The organism is Rhizobium sp. CF142, assembly GCF_000281145.1.
Classification (GTDB): Bacteria; Pseudomonadota; Alphaproteobacteria; order Rhizobiales; family Rhizobiaceae; genus Rhizobium.
This window is the reverse complement of record NZ_AJWE01000011.1, coordinates 104,790-123,438: the sequence shown is the minus strand read 5'-3', so window position 1 is coordinate 123,438 and position 18,649 is coordinate 104,790. Positions and strand designations below refer to the sequence as shown.

The following is an 18,649-nucleotide window of genomic DNA, read 5'->3' as shown; positions in this document are numbered from 1 at the left end:
AAACCGGCAGCCCCGACAAGGCCGATGCAGCCGTGCGCGACTTCATGGCACCCATCCTTTCCGCGCTCGACCGGATGCTTCTTTCATGACGATGCCCATACAGAATGCCACGTCCTCGTTCGACGCCGTCGACGAGACGATGATCGATGCCGAAATCGACAGCGTGCCTGTACCATTGCCGCCGCAGAAGCAGAGCCCGACGGCCCGCTTCCTGCTCGGTGCCAGCCTCGTACTGATCGCCTTCAATCTGCGGCCCGTGTTTTCCAGCGCTTCCGCTTTGCTGCCGGAAATCCGTACCGAACTCGGCCTGTCGCCGCTCAGCGCCAGTCTGCTGACGACCCTGCCCGTCGTTTGCCTTGGCGCCTTCTCGCCGCTTGCTCCGCGGCTTGCCCAGCGCATCGGCTCGGAGCGGACACTGCTCGGCGTGCTCCTGCTGCTGACGCTCGGTACGGCGCTGCGCGGTCTTTCTTCCGTCCCTTTGCTCTTTTTCGGCACCGCGCTTGCCGGTGCTGCGATCGCCGTCGGCAACGTGTTGCTGCCCGGACTGGTGAAACGCGACTTCGCCGCGAATACGGCTCTAATGACCGGTTTCTATACGATGGCGCTCTGCGCCGGCGCTGCCAGTGCCGCCGGCCTGACACTACCGATCGAACATGCGCTCGGCGGCTCGCTGGAAGGCGCGCTCGCCATCTGGGCACTGCCTGCCCTCGTCGTCGGGCTGATCTGGCTGCCGCAGGTCTTTGCGAGCAGTCGACAGGCGCGGCGTAGCGGTTTCCGTGTCGAAGGTCTGGGGCGGGACAAGCTCGCCTGGCAGGTCACGCTTTTCATGGGCCTGCAATCGGCGCTTGCCTATTGCGTCTTCGGCTGGCTGGTGCCGATCCTGCGTGAACGCGGTCTTGACGGTGTTGTGGCCGGCGGCATCGTCTCGGTCTCCGTCATGGTACAGGCCGCCGCCTGTCTCGTCGTGCCGCATATAGCGGTACGCGGCAAGGATCAGCGCCTCATCAACGTGACGCTCTGCACCTTCGCCGTCGTCGCACTTCTCGGCCTGCTCTTTGCACCGCTTTCCACCGTCTGGGTCTGGGCCGTGCTACAGGGTATCGGTCAGGGCGGGCTGATCGCCGCGGCGATGACAGCCATCGTGCTGCGTTCGCGCGATCCGCATGTCGCCGCTCACCTTTCCGGCATGGCGCAATGCGTGGGCTATCTGCTTGCCGCCATCGGCCCGTTCATCGTCGGTCTGATCCGCGGCTGGACGGGAAGCTTCGCCTGGTGCGCAGTGCTTTTCGTCGCGCTCGGCCTTGGTGCCGCCTTCAATGGGTGGCGGGCCGGCCGGGCACTGCATGTGAATGCGCTCACGATCGAGAAGGTCGAATGAGCCAGGTTCACTTGCGTATCACCATCTCTTGATCTCCATCGAAGGAATGCGGCTGCTACCCTATCTCAGCCGCATTCTGGCCCACCGGAGGAAAATCCTTGCGCTTCCGATCCCTGCTTCTGCTCGCCGCGCTGACCGCTACGCTCGCACCCCCTTTCTCCTTTGCGCAGGAGGCTGGCGAACGCCGTACTCCTGCAGCGCAGGGTTCGTCCCGCGAGGGCGTCCTCAAGCTGCTGCCGGGCGATTCCGTTACCGACCACGAGTTGACGACGGCCGATGGACGCAAGATCGCCTATACGGCCACGGCAGGTACACTCGATCTCTTCGGTCAGGATGGCGGGCAGAACGCTGCGATCTTCTACACAGCCTATGTTGCCAAGGATGCCGGGCCGGACCGGCCGATCACCTTCGCCTTCAACGGCGGGCCGGGTGCGGCTTCCGCCTTCCTGCATCTCGGCCTTGTGGGGCCGAAGATACTCGACTTCGGGCCTGATGGTCGCGACGGCGCCAATGCGAAGCTCGTCGATAACACGCATAGCTGGCTCGACTTTACCGATCTCGTGCTGATCGATCCAATCGGCACCGGCTGGAGCCGCACCGTGAAGGCCGACGATGCCTCGAACTACTACAATGTCGGCGCCGATGCGCAGACGATGGCGAAGACGATTGCCCTCTACGTCGCGCATAATAACCGCGGCAATTCGCCGAAATATCTGCTCGGCGAAAGCTATGGCGGCTTCCGCGCCGCCAAGGTCGCCTCGGCCCTGCAGCAGAACCAGGGCATCATCATCGCCGGCACCGTCATGCTTTCACCGCTGCTCGAAGGTCAGCTGATGTTCAATGCCGACCAGTTCGCGCTGGGCGCTGCGCTGGAATTCCCCTCATTGGCAGCCGCCGAGGCCGACCGCCGCAAAAGCTTCAGCGAATCCGACCAGCGTGATGCCGAGAGTTTCGCGCTTGGCGAATATCTCACGACGCTTGCCGGCCCGGCACCGACGGGCGATGCGGCAACAGCCTTCTACAACAAGATCTCCGGTCTTACGGGCATTCCGCCTGAAGTCGTTACCCGCAATCGCGGCTTCCTCGGCGATGCTTACGCCAAGCATTCCGGCAAGCAGGCGGGCGAGGTGATGAGCCCATACGACGCTGCGTTCGCGACGCCCGACCCCTATCCGGAATCCGATTACGACCGAGGCGACGATGCGATCCTCGACGGCTTTACCCGGGCGTATGGCGGCGCCTTCGCCGACTACGCCCGCAACGAGCTCGGCTTCAAGACCGAGATGACCTATACGCTGCTCGAAAATGATGTCAGCCAGCGCTGGGAGTGGGGCAGTGGCCGCGGCGGCGGTTCACGTTTCCAGGCGAGCGCCACCGACGATGTCAGACAGATGCTCGCCTCCAACCCATCTTTCCACCTGCTGATTGCCCATGGCTACAGCGATCTCGTGACGCCCTACGGCGTCAGCCGCTACGTGGTCGATCACTTGCCGCCGTCCCTAGCGGGAAATCGCGTATCGCTGAAGCTCTATCGCGGCGGGCATATGTTCTACACGACCGCCGGCCAGCGCGCCGCATTCACGGCGGATGCAAAGGCCTTTTATGCCAAGCATCCCCTCAGCGCGCCAGCAGATTGAAGACGATCGAGGGTTGCCGGAGGGGCGTGCTGACCTAGTTTCTCCGGCATGGCAAACAGCAATCAGCGACCAGAAGCTCCGCCATCCGGCAGCGCTTCCCGGCAGGACGAAACCCTCTCCACACTCTCTTCCTATCTTCAAAACGGCGCACTCTTCCTCGATATCGACGGCACGCTCCTCGATCTTGCGCCGACACCGGATGAGATATTCGTGCCGCCGTCACTTCCTGCGCAGCTCGATGCGCTGTCGCAGAGGCTCGGCGGGGCACTGGCTCTGGTGACCGGGCGCGGGCTTACCTATGCAGACCGCCTCTTCGCCCCCTACCAGTTTCCCATCGCCGGACTACACGGAGCCGAACGCCGCAACCCCGACGGCAGCATCTTCAAGGTGGAGCCAACGGCCGAGTTCGAGAGGCTGAAGATTGAACTTCGGGCAGAAACGGCGGGCTGGACCGGCACTCTCATCGAGGATAAGGGCGCGGCCGTCGCCGCCCATTTCCGTCTTGCGCCGGCGCGGCAGGCGGAACTGACGGAACTGATGCAGCATTTCCTGAACCGTGCAGGACCGGAATGGACCCTGCAGCACGGCAAGATGGTTCTCGAAATCCGGCCCGCCAGAGCCAACAAGGGCGATGCATTGGAAAGCTTTCTCGCAACTCCAGCCTTCCGCGGTCGTCATCCGATCGCCATCGGTGACGATGTCACCGATGAGGCGATGTTCGGCATGGCGAACCGGCTTGGCGGTTACTCCATCCGCGTCGGCCCGCCGTCTGCAGACACTGCCGCCCGCGGCACGCTGCCATCCGCGGAAGCGGTCCGCGAGATCGTCGCGCGTTTTGCCGGCTGATTGCGTTTTTGCAGTTATTTCTAATGAAAGGAATTTGCCATGAGCCGCCTTGTCGTCGTTTCAAACCGCGTGCCCGTTCCGGAGAAGAAAGGGGCGGCGTCTGCCGGCGGGCTCGCTGTCGCACTGGAGGCCGCTCTTGGGAAACGGGGGGGCGTCTGGATGGGCTGGTCGGGCAACGTCAACGACGAGGGCGAACCCGGCCCACTTGCGATCGAGCAGCGCGGCAACATCACCTACGCGCTGACCGACCTGACATCCAAGGATGTCGACGAATATTACTTCGGCTTCGCCAACCGCATGCTCTGGCCTATCTGTCATTACCGGCTGGATCTCGCAGAATATGGGCGCACGGAGATGGCCGGCTATTTCCGGGTCAACCGCTTCTTCGCCCATCGGCTGGCACCACTGATCAAGCCTGATGACATCATCTGGGTCCACGATTATCACCTGATCCCGCTCGCCGCCGAACTTCGGCAGATGGGCCTCAAGAACAAGATCGGCTTCTTCCTGCATATCCCCTGGCCGCCAGCCGACGTACTCTTCGCCATGCCCGTCCATGAGGAAATCATGCGCGGGCTCGCCGCCTATGATCTCGTCGGCTTTCAGACCGATCACGACCTTGAAAATTTTGCGGGCTGCCTGCGCCGCGAGGAGATGGGCGACATGATCAGCGAAGGGCGTTTTGTCGCCGGCGAGCGCACGTTCCGCGGCGGCGCCTATCCGATCGCCATCGAGACGGCCGCCTTCGCCGAATTCGCCAGGAAGGCCGGCACGCACAGCATGGTGCTGAAGGCACGCCACAGTATCGAAGACCGCAGCCTTATCATCGGCGTGGACAGGCTGGATTATTCCAAGGGCATTACCCAGCGTATCGATGCCTTCGAGCATTTCGTCACCAACAATCCGGCACATCGGCGCCAGGTCACCTATCTGCAAATCACACCAAAATCGCGCTCTGAAGTGCCGGAATACGAGGCGATGCAGCGCATGGTCGCCGAACAGGCCGGCCGCGTGAACGGCGCGCTCGGCACGGTCGACTGGGTGCCGATCCGCTATATCAATCGCTCGGTGAGCCGGCCGGTGCTCGCGGGCCTCTATCGGCTCGCCAAAGTCGGGCTCGTTACGCCGTTGCGCGACGGCATGAACCTCGTCGCCAAGGAATATGTTGCCGCGCAGGACCCTGATGATCCGGGCGTGCTGGTCCTCTCCCGTTTTGCCGGCGCGGCGCGCGAGCTGAACGGCGCTCTTCTCGTCAACCCCTACGACATCGTCGGCACATCCAATGCGCTGGCGCGCGGCCTCAACATGCCGCTCGAGGAGCGCCGCGACCGCTGGCGGCGAATGATGGACCATCTGCTGGAGCACGACGTCTCGCGCTGGTGCGATGACTTCCTCGGCGATCTCGCCGCCTGAACTGTTTGACGGGCGCGGCACCATGGGTCGCTCCCTCTGGAAGAACAGCACCGTGGCATGGCGCTATAGCAGTTGAAATGCAGCGCTTCGACACTTCAGGCCGGCAGCGGGTTTTCCGGCCAGTCCGCCGTCATATCCGCCTGGATAGGCCGCTCCAGATAGGTGGAAAGCGCAACATAGCTTTTCGTCGCCGTCACGCCGGGAACGGCATGAACTTGCGAGAGAAAGGCTTCGAGCGCGCGCGGGCTTTCGGTCCGCACCTTGAAGACGACGCTGGCGTCGCCGGCAACCGAATGCATCTCCTCCACCTCGGGAAAGCGGCAAAGCTGCATCAGTCTTTCGCTTTTGCCCCAGCCTGCGGCCTCGACATGCACGAAGGCCAGAAGCGGCTTGCCGAGCGCCGTGCCATCGAGCGCAGCGTGCGCGCCTTTCATGACGCCGGACCGGCGCAGCCGCTTGACACGCTCATGCACGGCGGGCGGCGAGAGATTGACGGCTTTGCCAAGGGTCGCATAGCTCTGCAGCGCATCTTCTGCCAGCGCGCCTAATATCTTTCGGTCGAAAAGGTCCAGTTGCTCGGGCTCTCGTCTCCGGCGTCGAATGCCATTCGTTTCTTTTGTCATTCGGAAAATCCGTCTTATCGCCGAAAAATATTCGGCAATAATAGCGCCAAGCTTTCAGATATTCGAGGGAGGGATTTTCAAATGGAACTGGTGAAGCACAGTCCGAGCGGCGGCATCTATGCGGCAACATCCGATTATATCCACGCGATGGAGGTCAGGAATCCTGCCCGCTTTCTGTTCGTGAGCGGCACGATGGGCCTCGACGCAGAGGGTGCGCCGGGCAGAAATCTGTCGGTCCAGCTCGACCTCATCTGGTCGAACCTGCGGGCGATCCTTGCGGATGCCAATATGGACGTCACCAATATCGTGCGGCTGACCAGCTATTTACGGGACGCTGACTATGCCGAAGCAAACCAGAATGCGCGGCTGGCCGCACTCGGCGATCATATCGTACCGACCACCGCCATCGTCGTTCAAACGCTTCGGAAAGACTGGCTTGTGGAAATCGAAATCATCGCTACCGCGTGAAGTGCCGCCCTGTCTGGACAAGGCGGCACTATAGGATGTTCAGGCAGCCTGGCGCAGCAGGCCGAGCGCTTCTTCCAGATCGATTTCTCCCAGAAAACGACCGGTGCTTTCCGCCTTTTCCCGGTGCTCGGTCGCATGCGCGAAGCGAACGGCCGGCTCCTGCAGCACGCGCTGATAGAGATCATTCAGCGCAGGAAACTGGCTGATATCGACGACCTTGTGGAATTCGTTCCAGCGGGCGATGCCGGTGAAATAGGCATCCGCAATGCCGGGCCTGTTGCCGAGCAGCCATTTCCGGCCGGCAAGCAGACCCTCCAGCATGCGGTGCGCCTTTTCCACCTTGGCCGTGCCGTAGGCGACGAGAACGTCTTTCTCGGCTGGTTCCAGTTCATGCTCGACAGCGTGCCACAGCGGGCTGAAGGCATTGAAGAAGCTGGTGTTCAAATAGGCGAGCATCTGGTTCAGGCGGTCGAAATCCGCGGTACCCTGCGCAAAGCCCAATCCTTTGTCGATCGACTGCGCGCCTATGTAATTCAGGATCGCCATGCTTTCGCTGATCAGACGGCCATCGGGCAGCAGCAGTGACGGCGTTTCGCCGACGGTGTTGATGCGCCTGTATTCGTTACCGGAGACGACTTCCGGCATCTGAACGCGGCAGAGACGGTACGGCAGGCCGGACCATTCCAGCGCAACGATCGAACCAAAGGAACAACCTTCCGGCACGCCGTAAAACAATATCAGGGACATTATCGGGTCCTTTCCATAGGAATTGTTGACCCGGCCAATATGATTTCGTGGACGATGAGGCAGTAGATGGCGATAATGCATCTTAAAGTCCACAAGTATGGAAGATGAATGTGACCGCCTTTAACCTCAACGACCTCCATCTCTTCGTGCAAGCGGTGGAAAGCGGCAGCTTCACGGCGGCAGGACACCATCTCGGCATTCCGAAATCGACCATCAGCAAACGCGTGGCGGAACTGGAGGAGAAGCTCGGCGTGCGGCTGATCCAGCGCACATCGCGCAGCTTTGCGCTGACGGATATCGGCAGGGATTTCTTCGACCATGCGCAGGCTTCAATCATCGAAGCGGAAATGGCCGAGAGTATCGTGCGCAACCGCCTCGGAGAACCGAGCGGTATCGTCAGACTGACCGCAGCGGTGCCGACGGCGCAATTCACGCTCGCCAACCATCTGGCCGAACTGACAGCACGCTATCCAAAGCTGAAGGTATCACTGCATGTGACGGATCGCTTCGTCGATATCGTTCAGGAAGGCTTCGACATTGCGCTGCGCAGCCACCGCTTTCCACTCGGGGATTCGACGCTCGTGCAGCGCCGGATCGCGGTTCATCCGTTCCTGCTCGTCGCTTCGCCCGATTACATAGCGCAATATGGGAGGCCCGAGCGAACCGAGGACATCGCCGACCACAAGGCAATCATGCCCAGTCTTTCCGAGGAGCAGTGGCGTCTCGTCTCGGATAGCGGCGCGGAGACTGTGGTAACGCCTCAGCCGATCATGGCGGCAGACGAGCCGATGGTGCTACTGAAAGCGGCTGCGGCCGGCATGGGCATCACCATTCTGCCGACCTCGGTCTGCAACGACGCTTTGAAGGACGGCCAACTCGTGCGTCTGCTGCCCGGCTGGACAGCAGGCAGCATCACGACGACGATCCTGATGCCGCACCGACGAGGGCAATTACCCTCCGTGCGCGCGGTCGTCGAGTTCCTTGCCGAACGGCTGGCGGGATGATCAGGCGGCCTTGGCCGCGTGATATTCCTTGATCGCCACCATCTTGATCGCCGGATAGCGCTCCGCTTCGTAACGCAGCGAGAAACCATCCTGCGCCAGGAAGACCGGGTCGCCATCCAGATCTCGGGCGATATCGCCGCGCTTGACGGTGAGGAACTTGTCGAGTTCAGCAGCCTGGTCGGACGAAATCCAGCGGCAGACGGAGAAGCGCGACATTTCGAAGGAGACCGGCAGGCCATATTCGGCCATCAGGCGCTCCTTCAGGACATCGAGCTGCAGCGCGCCGACGACACCGACGATGGCAGGCGAACCATCCTCCGGCTGGAAGAGCTGGACGACACCTTCTTCAGCCATCTGCTGCAGGGCTTCCTTGAGCTTCTTGGCCTTCATGGCGTCTTCCAGGCGCACACGGCGCAGGATTTCCGGCGAGAAATTCGGCACGCCCTGGAAAACCAGGCTTTCGCCTTCCGTCAGCGTATCGCCGATGCGAAGCGTGCCATGGTTCGGAATGCCGACCACATCACCGGCGAAAGCCGTATCGGCGAGCTGGCGCTGCGAGGCAAAGAAGAACTGCGGCGCGGTGAGGCCGAGCTGCTTGCCGGTACGTGCCAGCCGCGCCTTCATGCCGCGCTCCAGTTTGCCGGAGCAGATGCGAGCGAAGGCGATACGGTCGCGATGGTTCGGGTCCATGTTCGCCTGAATCTTGAAGACGAAGGCCGTCATCCTGTCTTCGGCGGCATGCACGGTGCGGATATCGGCCACCTGGTCACGCGGCGGCGGCGCAAAATCACCGAGCGCATTGATGAGATCGCGGACACCGAAGTTGCGCAGGGCCGAGCCGAAGAAAACCGGCGTCATATGGCCTTCGAGGAAGGATTCCCGATCGAAGGGACGGCAAGCCTCGATCGCCAGTTCCACCTCTTCGATGAAGGCATCACGCTCATTTTCCGGCAGGCGGTCGGCGACGCTCCGCGGACCGTTGACGGCGGTGACGTCGACTTCCGTATCGGAGCCGCGCACGGTGCTTTCCTTCAGGTGATAGGAGCCGCAGAAGGTCTTTGAGCGGCCGATCGGCCAGGTGATGGGGGCCGTGTCGAGCGCGAGCTTTTCTTCGACCTCATCCAGGATCTCGAAGGGATCGCGGCTCTCACGGTCCATCTTGTTGATGAAGGTGATGATCGGAATGTCACGCATGCGGCAGACTTCGAAGAGTTTCAACGTACGCGGCTCGATACCCTTGGCGGCGTCGATGACCATGACAGCCGCGTCGACCGCCGTCAGCGTGCGGTAGGTGTCGTCGGCGAAGTCTTCGTGACCGGGCGTATCGAGAATGTTGAAGACATTGCCTTCATATTCGAAAGTCATGACCGAGGTGACGACGGAGATGCCGCGTTCGCGCTCGATCTTCATCCAGTCCGAGCGGGTCTGCATGCGATCCTTCTTCGCCTTCACTTCACCAGCGAGCTGGATAGCGCCGCCGAAAAGCAGCAGCTTTTCCGTGAGCGTCGTCTTACCCGCGTCCGGGTGCGCGATAATAGCGAATGTGCGGCGGCGGGAGACCGCCTCGGCGAGACTTTCGGCCATGATGTGAATCCTGTGGAATTGCGGCGTATCTAGCGATTAAAGCGCGCCATTGCAATTGACCTTGCGGCATCAGGCACGAAGTAATGCCGCATGACCATTCACACAGATACCCGCCCGACCCTCAATTTGATCCGCCTGCCGAACGGCGAAGGTCTCGATCTACCCGCCTATGAAACGCGTGGTGCAGCCGGCATGGACCTGCGTGCGGCGATCGACGAGGACAAGCCGCTGGTGCTGGCGCCCGGCAAACGCGCGCTTATTCCGACCGGCTTCGTCTTTGAAATCCCTGAGGGTTTCGAGGGCCAGGTGCGCCCGCGCTCCGGCCTTGCAGCCAAGAACGGCGTCACCTGCCTCAATGCGCCCGGCACCGTCGACTGCGACTATCGCGGCGAAGTGAAGGTCATTCTCATCAATCATGGCGAGGAGGATTTCACCATCACGCGCGGCATGCGCATCGCGCAGATGGTGATTGCACCATTCATTCAGACCCGCATCGCGGAAGTCTCGGAGACGACCGAAACCGCACGCGGTGCCGGCGGCTTCGGCTCCACTGGCGTATGAGTGCCGCCGATTCCGACGGGCTTACCTTCCGGCAGGATTATTTCAGCGATCCGGCGGCATGGACCGCTCTTGTCTCCCTTCTCGACGATACATTCGGCATCGATATCGATCCGCTGCGCGAACTTGGAGGCCCGGATCCGACCAGCATGCCGTTCGGCTGGTTTACGGATGAAGGCGTACTTGCCGCCAATCTCTCCGCCTTCGCCATGCCTTTCGTCCTCAACGGCAAGCTCGTCCGCGCAGCCGCCTTTCAGTCCGGTGCGGTCCGCCCGCCATGGCGCGGCCGCGGCCTTTACCGCGATGTGACGGACAAAGCGCTTACTTGGTGTGAGGCGCAGGATTTCGAGGCCATCATCCTCTACACGGACAAGCCGGCGCTTTATGAGCCCTACGGTTTCCGCTCGCTTCCGCTTCACAAGTATGTCGGCGCTGCACCAATGTCTGAAGGTGCAACCACCTCGCGGCCTCTTCAGCCGCGCGATGCGGAAGATCTCGCCCTGCTTCAGGGTCTGCTGAGGAACCGCGAGCCAGTTTCGGAGACGCTCGCTGTCGCCGGCAGTTCCACGATGTTCCTCATCAACACGCAGCTCGATCCCGACGTGCGCTTGAGCTATCTGGATGAGAGCAAGGCTGTCATCGCATGGAAGATGCCGGCACCCGGCCACGTCGTTCTCCTCGATGTGGTCGCGCATGAAATCCCGTCGCTCGCCGCCATCCTTGCCAGCCTCGGCATCCAGGCAACGACAGTCGAAACGCTGTTCCGGCCGGACAGGCTCGGATGGTCCGGCGAAGCGACGCCTTACGAAAACGGAACGCTGCCGATGCTGCGTGGACTGGAGGAGATGAGCCTCGATCATCCCGCCATGCTGTCGCCAATGGCGGATTTCTGAGGCTATTTTTTCCGTATCAGGGGCGGCAGACGCCGCTTGACCGGCGAGGATTTGATCATCGACGTATTGGTCTCCGCGCGCTCGGCGACCTTGTCGAGAATGTTGTCAAGCTCTCCCATGGAGCGGACGACGAGGCGGGCGATGAAACAATCGTCTCCCGTCACCTTATCGCATTCGATGAATTCCGGCGTGTCCTGGATGATACGCTCGACGATATGAAGCTGGCCGGGCAGCGGGCGCACCCGCACGATCGCCTGCAAGGGATAACCGATCGCCGCCGGATCTAGATCGATGGTAAAGAGCGTCACGACGCCGCGATCCTCGAGTCGACGCAGACGCTCTGCCGCGCTCGGCGAAGAAAGTCCTACAGCCTGGGCGAGTTCCTTTAGGGAAATACGCGAATTTCCTGCCAGCGCCTCTATCATTGCGCGGTCAATATCGTCGACTGCCTGCATCTCGTTAGCCAACATGGCAAAAACTCCTAACAAGATTAGGTTTATCCAGCCTTTCCCTTTTTCAGCTTATAGAAAATGCTGCGATGCCGCAATACAATTTCCCGCTAACGAATGGAGATGGCGATGCAGAGTGACATCAGAAGAGGCACAGCAGAGATGACGGCAGCGATGCTGATCTCGGGAACGATCGGCTGGTTCGTCGTCATGTCGGGTCAGCCGGTCAGCGGCGTAGTCTTCTGGCGCTGCTTCTTCGGCGCGCTGACGCTGCTTGTGGTATGCACTGCGCTCGGCCTGCTAAGGCCCGGTATCATCAGCCTGCGATCGCTCGCTGTCGCTGTCTTCGGCGGCATAGCCATCGTCTCCAACTGGTTGCTGCTGTTCGCCTCCTATTCGCACGCCTCGATCTCGATCGCGACAACAGTCTACAACACCCAGCCTTTCATGCTGCTTGCGCTCGGCGCACTCTTTCTGGGGGAGAAGATCACAGGCACCAAGCTCTTCTGGCTCGGTCTTTCCTTTGCCGGCATGGCTGTTATCGTCGAGGCGAAACCAAATACCAATGCGGTCTCCGGCAGCTACGGCCTCGGCATCCTGATGGCGCTGGGTGCCGCCTTCTTTTATGCGCTTGCCGCGCTTGCCGCCAAATGGCTGAAAGGCACGCCGCCGCATCTGATCGCGTTGATTCAGGTTTCCACAGGCATCGTCATGCTGGCGCCGATGACCGATTTTTCGAACCTTCCCGCCGATAGCAGTTCCTGGATGATCCTGATCGCCGTCGGCGTCGTCCACACCGGTCTCATGTATGTGCTGCTTTATGGCGCGATCCAGAAGCTGCCGACGCATCTGACCGGCGCTTTGTCGTTCATCTATCCGGTTGCCGCCATCCTGGTCGACCGTTTCGCTTTCGGCCACGCACTGCAGCCGATGCAGATTGCCGGGGCGGCAGTTATTCTGCTTGCCGCCGCCGGCATGAATCTGGGCTGGTCGCCGGCGAGACTTATTCGCCTGCCGGCGGCCGGACGCTGAGTCGTTACTTCGGCTGACCTGTTACTTCGCTTGGCGCGTCGTTTCAAACAGGAACCAGGTACGGCGTTCGCTCTGGTCGATCCAGTTCTCGATCAGGCTTGCTGTCGCGACATCGTTATGCTCGTCGCAGACTTCGTGCACTTCGCGCAGGATCGAGACGAGATGAAGGTTGTCTTCGCGCAGCTCGGAGAGCATATCCTCGGGGGTGACGTAGTCAGCATCATTATCCGGAATGCGCTGCTGGCGGGCGATCTGGCCGATCGAGCGCAGCGTCGTGCCACCGATCTTGCGGGCGCGTTCGGCAACCTCGTCCGTCATATCGAAGATCTGTTCCGCCTGCTCATCGAGCAGCAGGTGGTAATCGCGAAAATGCGGGCCGGACATGTGCCAATGGAAGTTCTTGGTCTTCACATAAAGCGCAAACACATCGGCGAGCAGCGCGGTCAACGCGGCCGAAATATCGGTGATCGCGTTAGTCGGCAGGTCGGAAGGAGTCTTGAGCGGTGAACGTCTGCGGGCTTCGGCTGGGGTAGTCGACATGCATTCTCTCCTTGGTGATGAAAACCTTCTGCGCCGACAGCCTTGGAAAGCCGCGGCGGGCCGTGTCTGCGGCCGCTTGCAAGGGGAAAATAGCAAGGCCGGATCGCTTTCCAAGTAGATCATGGTTCAGCCGACCTATTCTTTATGGTTATGGACAGATCAGCGCCAGGCGATTGATGAGGCCTGCCTTGCGCGCCTATAGAGAGGCTGCGCAAGACAGTGGATACGAAGATGAGCCTTACCGTCCTTATCGCCTATGCCGGAGCCCTGTTCATCGCCGCCGCCATTCCCGGTCCGGGGATCACGGCGATCGTGGCACGTGCACTCGGCTCGAACTTCCGCGAGACCTTCTTCATGGGTCTCGGCCTCGTGCTCGGTGACATGACCTATCTCACCGCCGTCATCCTCGGCCTTGCCTTCGTGGCGCAGACTTTCACTGAGATCTTCCTCGTCATCAAGATCGCTGGCGCGCTCTATCTCGGCTACATCGCCTGGAAGCTCTGGACTGCCGGCCTGCTGCCGCAGGATATCGCCGCGAAGAAATCCAGCAGTGCCTGCATGTCCTTCCTGTCCGGCCTGCTTGTGACACTCGGCAATCCGAAGACCATGCTGTTCTACGTGGCGCTGGTGCCGACCTTGATCGATCTCGGCAGCATCGGCATGCGCGAGTATCTCATGCTGCTTGCCGTCACTTTCATTGTGCTGATGATCGTGCTCATTCCCTACATGATGCTGGCGTCGCGCGCCCGCACGATGCTGAAGCAACCGCGTGCATTGCAGGCGCTGAACCGCGTCGCCGCCAGCATCCTGGCGGGCACGGCAGCCTTCATCGCCACGCGCGCCGCCTGAAATAAACATTCGGCAACGAACGGTTCTCAAAGGATTTTTTCTCCAGCTCAAGCGGCCGGCGGGTGAAGCCACTCTGGTCTCATCACCACTTTGACCCTATTCTCTCCACAGATTTCAGAATGGATTTCAAAGGGAGAGCACCATGTCGCACAAACCGGGCCGCGGCCGCATCTATTCCTCGATAACGGACACAATCGGCGATACGCCGCTCGTTCGCCTCGACAAACTCGCCAAGGAAAAGGGCGTGGTGGCCAACATCCTTGCCAAGCTGGAATTCTTCAACCCGATCGCCTCGGTGAAGGACCGCATCGGCGTTGCCATGATCGAGAGCCTGGAAACGCAGGGCAAGATCTCACCCGGCAAGACCGTGCTGATCGAGCCGACCTCGGGCAATACCGGTATCGCGCTCGCTTTCGCCGCCGCCGCCAAAGGTTACCGGCTGATCCTTACGATGCCGGAAACCATGTCCGTCGAGCGCCGCAAGATGCTGGCGCTGCTCGGCGCTGAGCTGGTGCTGACCGAAGGACCGAAGGGCATGAAGGGGGCGATCGCCAAGGCGGAGGAACTAGCCGCTTCGCTTACCGACGCCGTCATCCCGCAGCAGTTCGAAAACCCGGCCAATCCGGAGATCCATCGCAAGACGACCGCCGAGGAAATCTGGAACGATACCGATGGCACGGTCGATATTTTCGTTGCCGGCATCGGCACCGGCGGCACGATTACCGGCGTCGGCCAGGTGCTGAAGAGCCGCAAGCCGGATATCCGGGTCGTGGCCGTCGAGCCGACCGACTCGCCCGTGCTTTCCGGCGGCACGCCCGGACCGCACAAGATCCAGGGCATCGGAGCCGGCTTCGCCCCAAAGATCCTCGATACCAGCATCTATGACGAGGTCGTCACCGTCAGCAATGACGACGCATTTCAGCAGGCGCGGCTCGTCGCCAAGCTCGAAGGTGTGCCGGTCGGCATCTCCTCGGGTGCAGCATTGACGGCCGCGATCGAGGTTGGCCGCCGTCCGGAAAACGCCGGCAAGAACATTGTCGTCATCATTCCGTCCTTCGCGGAACGGTATCTTTCGACGGCATTGTTTGAAGGTCTTGGGAGCTGAGGGGAAATTAGTGAATAGTGAATAGTGAATAGTGAATAGTGAATAGTGAATAGTGAATGAAGCTATTCTTCGGGGGCGTGTTGCAACTCGCCTTCACCGGCCAATCCCCCATCATGAGCCGCTATTCACTAATCACTGCTCACTAGTCACCCAACCTCACGCCGCCGCCGTCAGCCGCGCGCCGGCAACACGGTAGGAAATCGCCTCCGCGAGGTGAATGCGTCCGACCATTTCCTTGCCGTCGAGATCGGCAAGCGTACGGGCGACCTTGAGGACGCGGTGGTATCCGCGCGCCGAAAACTTCATCTTGTCCGCGGCATCTCGCAACAGCTGCAATCCTGCGGCATCCGGCTCTGCGAACTTCTCGATCATTGCCGTCGAGCATCCGGCATTGGTGGAAATACCCGCAGCGCCTGCAGCGGCGTAGCGTTCGCGCTGGATGTCGCGGGCACGCGCAACGCGCCGGGCAACGTCGGTACTCGCTTCGGCTACTGTCGGCCGGATCAAGTCGGCGGCGGAAACGGCTGGCACGTCGATGCGGATATCGATGCGGTCCATTAGCGGGCCGGAGATACGAGCCTGATAATCCGTCATGCAGCGCGGCCCTCGGGCACAGGTGTGGCCGGGCTCTCCCGCCATGCCGCAGCGGCACGGGTTCATGGCCGCAATGAGCTGGATCCGCGCCGGATAGGAGACGCGGTGATTGGCGCGCGCGATGACGCATTCGCCACTTTCCAGCGGCTGACGCAAGGCATCGAGTACTTGCGGCGCGAATTCCGGAAACTCGTCGAGGAACAGCACGCCGTGATGGGCAAGCGAAGCCTCGCCCGGCCTGGCACGCAGGCCGCCACCGATGAGGGCGGCCATCGTCGCCGAATGGTGCGGCGTGCGGTAGGGCCTGCGGTCGGAAAGCTTGCCGCCGGACAGCTGGCCGGCGATGGAATGGATCATTGAGACTTCCAGCAATTCGGCGGCCGAGAGCGGCGGCAGGATGGAGGGCAGTCTCGAAGCCAGCATCGACTTGCCGGAGCCGGGCGGCCCGACCATCAAAAGATTGTGGCCGCCGGCAGCAGCCACTTCCAGCGCCCGCTTGGCGCTTTCCTGTCCCTTGATCTCGGCGAGATCGGGAAGGTTGGCGGCGCTGGGACGAATGGACGGTTCCGGGCGTGAGAGGATCTGTGTGCCGCGGAAATGATTGGCGAGCGCGATCAGGCTGCGCGGCGCCAGAATGTCAACCCCGGAACCTGCCCATGCGGCTTCCGAGCCACTCTCGGCCGGGCAGATCAGGCCTTTTCCGCTCGCGTTGGCACCGATTGCCGCCGGCAGAGCGCCGGCGATGGCGGCAATCGTACCGTCGAGATTGAGTTCGCCGACGACGACATAGTCGGACAAGGCATCCGCCGGGATGGCGCCAAGTGCAGCCATCAGGCCAAGTGCGATGGGGAGATCGAAATGACTGCCTTCTTTGGGAAGATCGGCGGGCGCAAGGTTGACCGTCACGCGCTTGGATGGCAGCGCCAGGCCGGAAGCGTGCAAAGCCGCCTGCACCCGCTCGCGACTTTCCGCCACCGCCTTGTCAGGAAGCCCGACGATCTGGATTCCCATTTTACCGGGAGCGACCATGACCTGGACCTCGACCGGCACACCTTCAATGCCCTGAAATGCAACCGTGCTGACGCGCGCGACCATGCCCCTGCCCCGTGACCCTGAACCCCAACTTATGAAGGCGGTCACAATCTGGCATGGAATCTGGAATAAAACAAGAACGATAAGCGAACGAATTCAGCTATCCGCTGCAATCAAATTGCAGCGGGTTGTAAAGCCGGAACGAAGGCGATCAAAGGCGGAACACTTGCAGCATTTCCGTTTTTCTTCGAAACACGAAAAGGCTCTATCTCTTTGTTTTCACATGATTCCAGACGCAAGATCGCTGCGCGCCCTTGCCGGAACCGCTTTAGCCACGCTTGCGCTCGATCGCATCCCACAACAGGCTTGCGATATCGGCGCCGCCGAACTTCTTCACTTCGCGGATGCCTGTCGGCGAGGTCACGTTGATCTCGGTCATATAATCGCCGATCACATCGATACCGACGAGCAGGAAACCGCGTTCGCGCAGAGCCGGGCCGATGCGTTCGCAGATTTCCTTTTCGCGCGCCGTCAGTTCTGTCGGCTCGGCGCGGCCGCCGACATGCATGTTGGAGCGACTGTCATGCTCGGCCGGGACGCGATTGATGGCGCCGGCAAATTCGCCGTCGACGAGGATGATGCGCTTGTCGCCCTTGCGCACGTCAGGCAGGTACTGCTGAGCGATGAAAGGCTCGCGGAAGAGCTGGCCGAACATTTCGAGCAGCGAGGACAGGTTGCGATCGTCCTTGGTGGAATGGAAGACGCCGGCGCCGCCATTGCCATAGAGCGGCTTCAGGATGATGTCGCCCATCTCGTCGCGGAAGCGGCGGATCTCGCCCGGATCCTTGGTGATCAGCGTCTTCGGCATCAGGTCGGAAAATTCGGTGACGAAAATCTTTTCCGGTGAGTTGCGCACCCAGGCCGGATCATTGACGACGAGCGTCTTCGGATGGATGCGCTCCAGAAGATGCGTCGAGGTGATGTAGGACATGTCGAACGGCGGGTCCTGGCGCAGCAGGACAACATCCATGGTCGACAGGTCGATGCGCTCAGGCGCGCCGAGTTCATAGTGTTCGCCCTTGACGTCGCGCAGCACCATCGGCTCGACGGCGGCATAGAGCCTGTCATCGCGGAAGCTCAGGCGATCGGGTGTATAATGGAAGAGCTTGTAGCCACGCGCCTGAGCCTCAAGACTCATGGCGAAGGTGGAATCGCCCGCAATATTGATGCCGGAGACATGGTCCATCTGGACCGCTACGTTCTTGATCTTGGCCATTTCCGTCCCTTGAGCTGATGCCGCCCAGATGTAGGTCGGTCAGGTGTCAAACGCAACGGCAATCAATGGCTTCGCACGCCTCCGCTGGCGCAATTTTCAGGCCGCGATGCCGGTGCCACCGCCGCTCCGCAAGAGGTTGCGCAGGCGATAGGCAATGGCGAGCGGCTTCGGGAAAGGCTTACGCAGGAAGGCGACCTTGCGGACGTAATTGTCGACTCGCCAGTTCGCCCAGGTGCCGCCAGCAAAGAAAGCGACATCGCCCACCTGCAGCGTGCGTTCCAGGCCATCTTCGGTGGTGACGTGTACCTCGCCTTCGAGGATCATGACCGTCTCGTCCCAGCCGAAACGCCAGCGGAATTCGCCTGATGTGCAATCCCAGATCGCCGTCAGCGATGCTTCGTCATGGCCGCGGGAATGTTCTGCCGTGCGCGCCTGCGGATTGCCGCTGATGATCCAGTCCGGATTGATCGGCGTCGACTTCAGCACCATGCCGTCGCTTGCCTGTGCAACGAACGATTTGCCTGATGGCTTCAACGCGGCGTAAGGCACGGACCGCGCAGCCATGGCGACCGCGGTTGCAAGCATCATCTTCAAGGCCATGAATTACCCCCAGTTTGCTAC

Annotated in this window: 19 protein-coding genes and 1 pseudogene; 12 read left to right on the top strand and 8 right to left on the bottom strand. The window is 61.3% G+C overall.

Translation table 11 applies throughout. The features are described 5' to 3' along the window. From PMI11_RS36280 to otsA, 5 genes and pseudogenes are all read left to right on the top strand, one after another. A pseudogene (locus PMI11_RS36280) lies at positions 1-89 on the top strand (GntR family transcriptional regulator); the annotation flags it as partial. After that, positions 86-1,378, top strand: a complete 1,293-nt coding sequence (locus PMI11_RS03780) for a CynX/NimT family MFS transporter (RefSeq protein ID WP_007813516.1) — start codon at positions 86-88, stop codon at positions 1,376-1,378. The pseudogene PMI11_RS36280 and the gene PMI11_RS03780, both read left to right, overlap by 4 nt. A gap of 98 nt (positions 1,379-1,476) precedes the next feature. Next, positions 1,477-3,015 carry a S10 family peptidase gene (locus PMI11_RS03775; RefSeq protein WP_007813514.1) on the top strand — a complete coding sequence of 513 codons (1,539 nt, stop codon included), beginning with the start codon at positions 1,477-1,479 and terminating at the stop codon, positions 3,013-3,015. Between the two features lie 48 nt (positions 3,016-3,063). Beyond that, positions 3,064-3,861 (top strand): trehalose-phosphatase, encoded by a 798-nt coding sequence (gene otsB / locus PMI11_RS03770; RefSeq protein ID WP_007813512.1) that lies wholly within the window; start codon positions 3,064-3,066, stop codon positions 3,859-3,861. A 39-nt stretch (positions 3,862-3,900) separates the two neighbouring features. Further along, positions 3,901-5,274, top strand: a complete 1,374-nt coding sequence (gene otsA, locus PMI11_RS03765; RefSeq protein ID WP_007813509.1) for an alpha,alpha-trehalose-phosphate synthase (UDP-forming) — start codon at positions 3,901-3,903, stop codon at positions 5,272-5,274. Between the two features lie 95 nt (positions 5,275-5,369). On the opposite strand, the gene PMI11_RS03760 is transcribed toward otsA, so the two are convergent. Further along, positions 5,370-5,897 carry an Lrp/AsnC family transcriptional regulator gene (locus tag PMI11_RS03760; RefSeq protein ID WP_007813506.1) on the bottom strand — a complete coding sequence of 176 codons (528 nt, stop codon included), beginning with the start codon at positions 5,895-5,897 and terminating at the stop codon, positions 5,370-5,372. Positions 5,898-5,978: 81 nt separating this feature from the next. Here PMI11_RS03760 and PMI11_RS03755 point away from each other — a divergent pair, with 81 nt between their 5' ends. Continuing rightward, complete coding sequence (locus PMI11_RS03755; protein WP_007813504.1) at positions 5,979-6,365, top strand: RidA family protein; 387 nt, start codon at positions 5,979-5,981, stop codon at positions 6,363-6,365. A gap of 39 nt (positions 6,366-6,404) precedes the next feature. Here the strand turns inward: PMI11_RS03755 and PMI11_RS03750 are convergent, their stop codons facing one another. After that, entirely contained in the window at positions 6,405-7,112 is a 708-nt protein-coding gene (locus tag PMI11_RS03750) for a glutathione S-transferase family protein (protein ID WP_007813502.1), read from the bottom strand. Between the two features lie 110 nt (positions 7,113-7,222). Between PMI11_RS03750 and PMI11_RS03745 the strand changes: the two genes are divergently transcribed. Next, positions 7,223-8,116: a LysR substrate-binding domain-containing protein gene (locus PMI11_RS03745; protein WP_007813492.1), complete on the top strand. Its 894-nt coding sequence runs from the start codon at positions 7,223-7,225 to the stop codon at positions 8,114-8,116. On the opposite strand, the gene PMI11_RS03740 is transcribed toward PMI11_RS03745, so the two are convergent. After that, entirely contained in the window at positions 8,117-9,700 is a 1,584-nt protein-coding gene (locus tag PMI11_RS03740) for a peptide chain release factor 3 (protein WP_007813490.1), read from the bottom strand. A 90-nt stretch (positions 9,701-9,790) separates the two neighbouring features. On the opposite strand from PMI11_RS03740, the gene dut reads away from it, so the two are divergent. Further along, positions 9,791-10,261 (top strand): dUTP diphosphatase, encoded by a 471-nt coding sequence (gene dut / locus PMI11_RS03735; protein ID WP_007813489.1) that lies wholly within the window; start codon positions 9,791-9,793, stop codon positions 10,259-10,261. After that, positions 10,258-11,151 (top strand): GNAT family N-acetyltransferase, encoded by an 894-nt coding sequence (locus PMI11_RS03730; RefSeq protein ID WP_007813487.1) that lies wholly within the window; start codon positions 10,258-10,260, stop codon positions 11,149-11,151. The genes dut and PMI11_RS03730 overlap by 4 nt, the downstream gene beginning before the upstream one ends. Positions 11,152-11,153: 2 nt before the next feature. Here PMI11_RS03730 and PMI11_RS03725 read toward each other — a convergent pair whose 3' ends face one another. Continuing rightward, positions 11,154-11,618 carry an Lrp/AsnC family transcriptional regulator gene (locus PMI11_RS03725; protein WP_025669395.1) on the bottom strand — a complete coding sequence of 155 codons (465 nt, stop codon included), beginning with the start codon at positions 11,616-11,618 and terminating at the stop codon, positions 11,154-11,156. A gap of 99 nt (positions 11,619-11,717) precedes the next feature. Between PMI11_RS03725 and PMI11_RS03720 the strand changes: the two genes are divergently transcribed. Beyond that, positions 11,718-12,632 (top strand): DMT family transporter, encoded by a 915-nt coding sequence (locus PMI11_RS03720; protein ID WP_037070616.1) that lies wholly within the window; start codon positions 11,718-11,720, stop codon positions 12,630-12,632. A gap of 21 nt (positions 12,633-12,653) precedes the next feature. Here PMI11_RS03720 and PMI11_RS03715 read toward each other — a convergent pair whose 3' ends face one another. Then, positions 12,654-13,172, bottom strand: a complete 519-nt coding sequence (locus tag PMI11_RS03715) for a Dps family protein (RefSeq protein WP_007813479.1) — start codon at positions 13,170-13,172, stop codon at positions 12,654-12,656. A 231-nt stretch (positions 13,173-13,403) separates the two neighbouring features. On the opposite strand from PMI11_RS03715, the gene PMI11_RS03710 reads away from it, so the two are divergent. Continuing rightward, complete coding sequence (locus tag PMI11_RS03710; protein ID WP_007813477.1) at positions 13,404-14,021, top strand: LysE family translocator; 618 nt, start codon at positions 13,404-13,406, stop codon at positions 14,019-14,021. Positions 14,022-14,163: 142 nt separating this feature from the next. Beyond that, complete coding sequence (cysK, locus tag PMI11_RS03705) at positions 14,164-15,126, top strand: cysteine synthase A (RefSeq protein WP_007813475.1); 963 nt, start codon at positions 14,164-14,166, stop codon at positions 15,124-15,126. Between the two features lie 156 nt (positions 15,127-15,282). Here the strand turns inward: cysK and PMI11_RS03700 are convergent, their stop codons facing one another. From PMI11_RS03700 to PMI11_RS03690, 3 genes are all read right to left on the bottom strand, one after another. Then, entirely contained in the window at positions 15,283-16,815 is a 1,533-nt protein-coding gene (locus PMI11_RS03700) for a YifB family Mg chelatase-like AAA ATPase (protein WP_007813474.1), read from the bottom strand. 265 nt (positions 16,816-17,080) lie between these two features. Continuing rightward, complete coding sequence (gene gshB, locus PMI11_RS03695) at positions 17,081-18,028, bottom strand: glutathione synthase (RefSeq protein WP_007813473.1); 948 nt, start codon at positions 18,026-18,028, stop codon at positions 17,081-17,083. Positions 18,029-18,124: 96 nt separating this feature from the next. Beyond that, entirely contained in the window at positions 18,125-18,628 is a 504-nt protein-coding gene (locus PMI11_RS03690) for a cupin domain-containing protein (protein WP_007813472.1), read from the bottom strand. Positions 18,629-18,649: the final 21 nt, after the last annotated feature.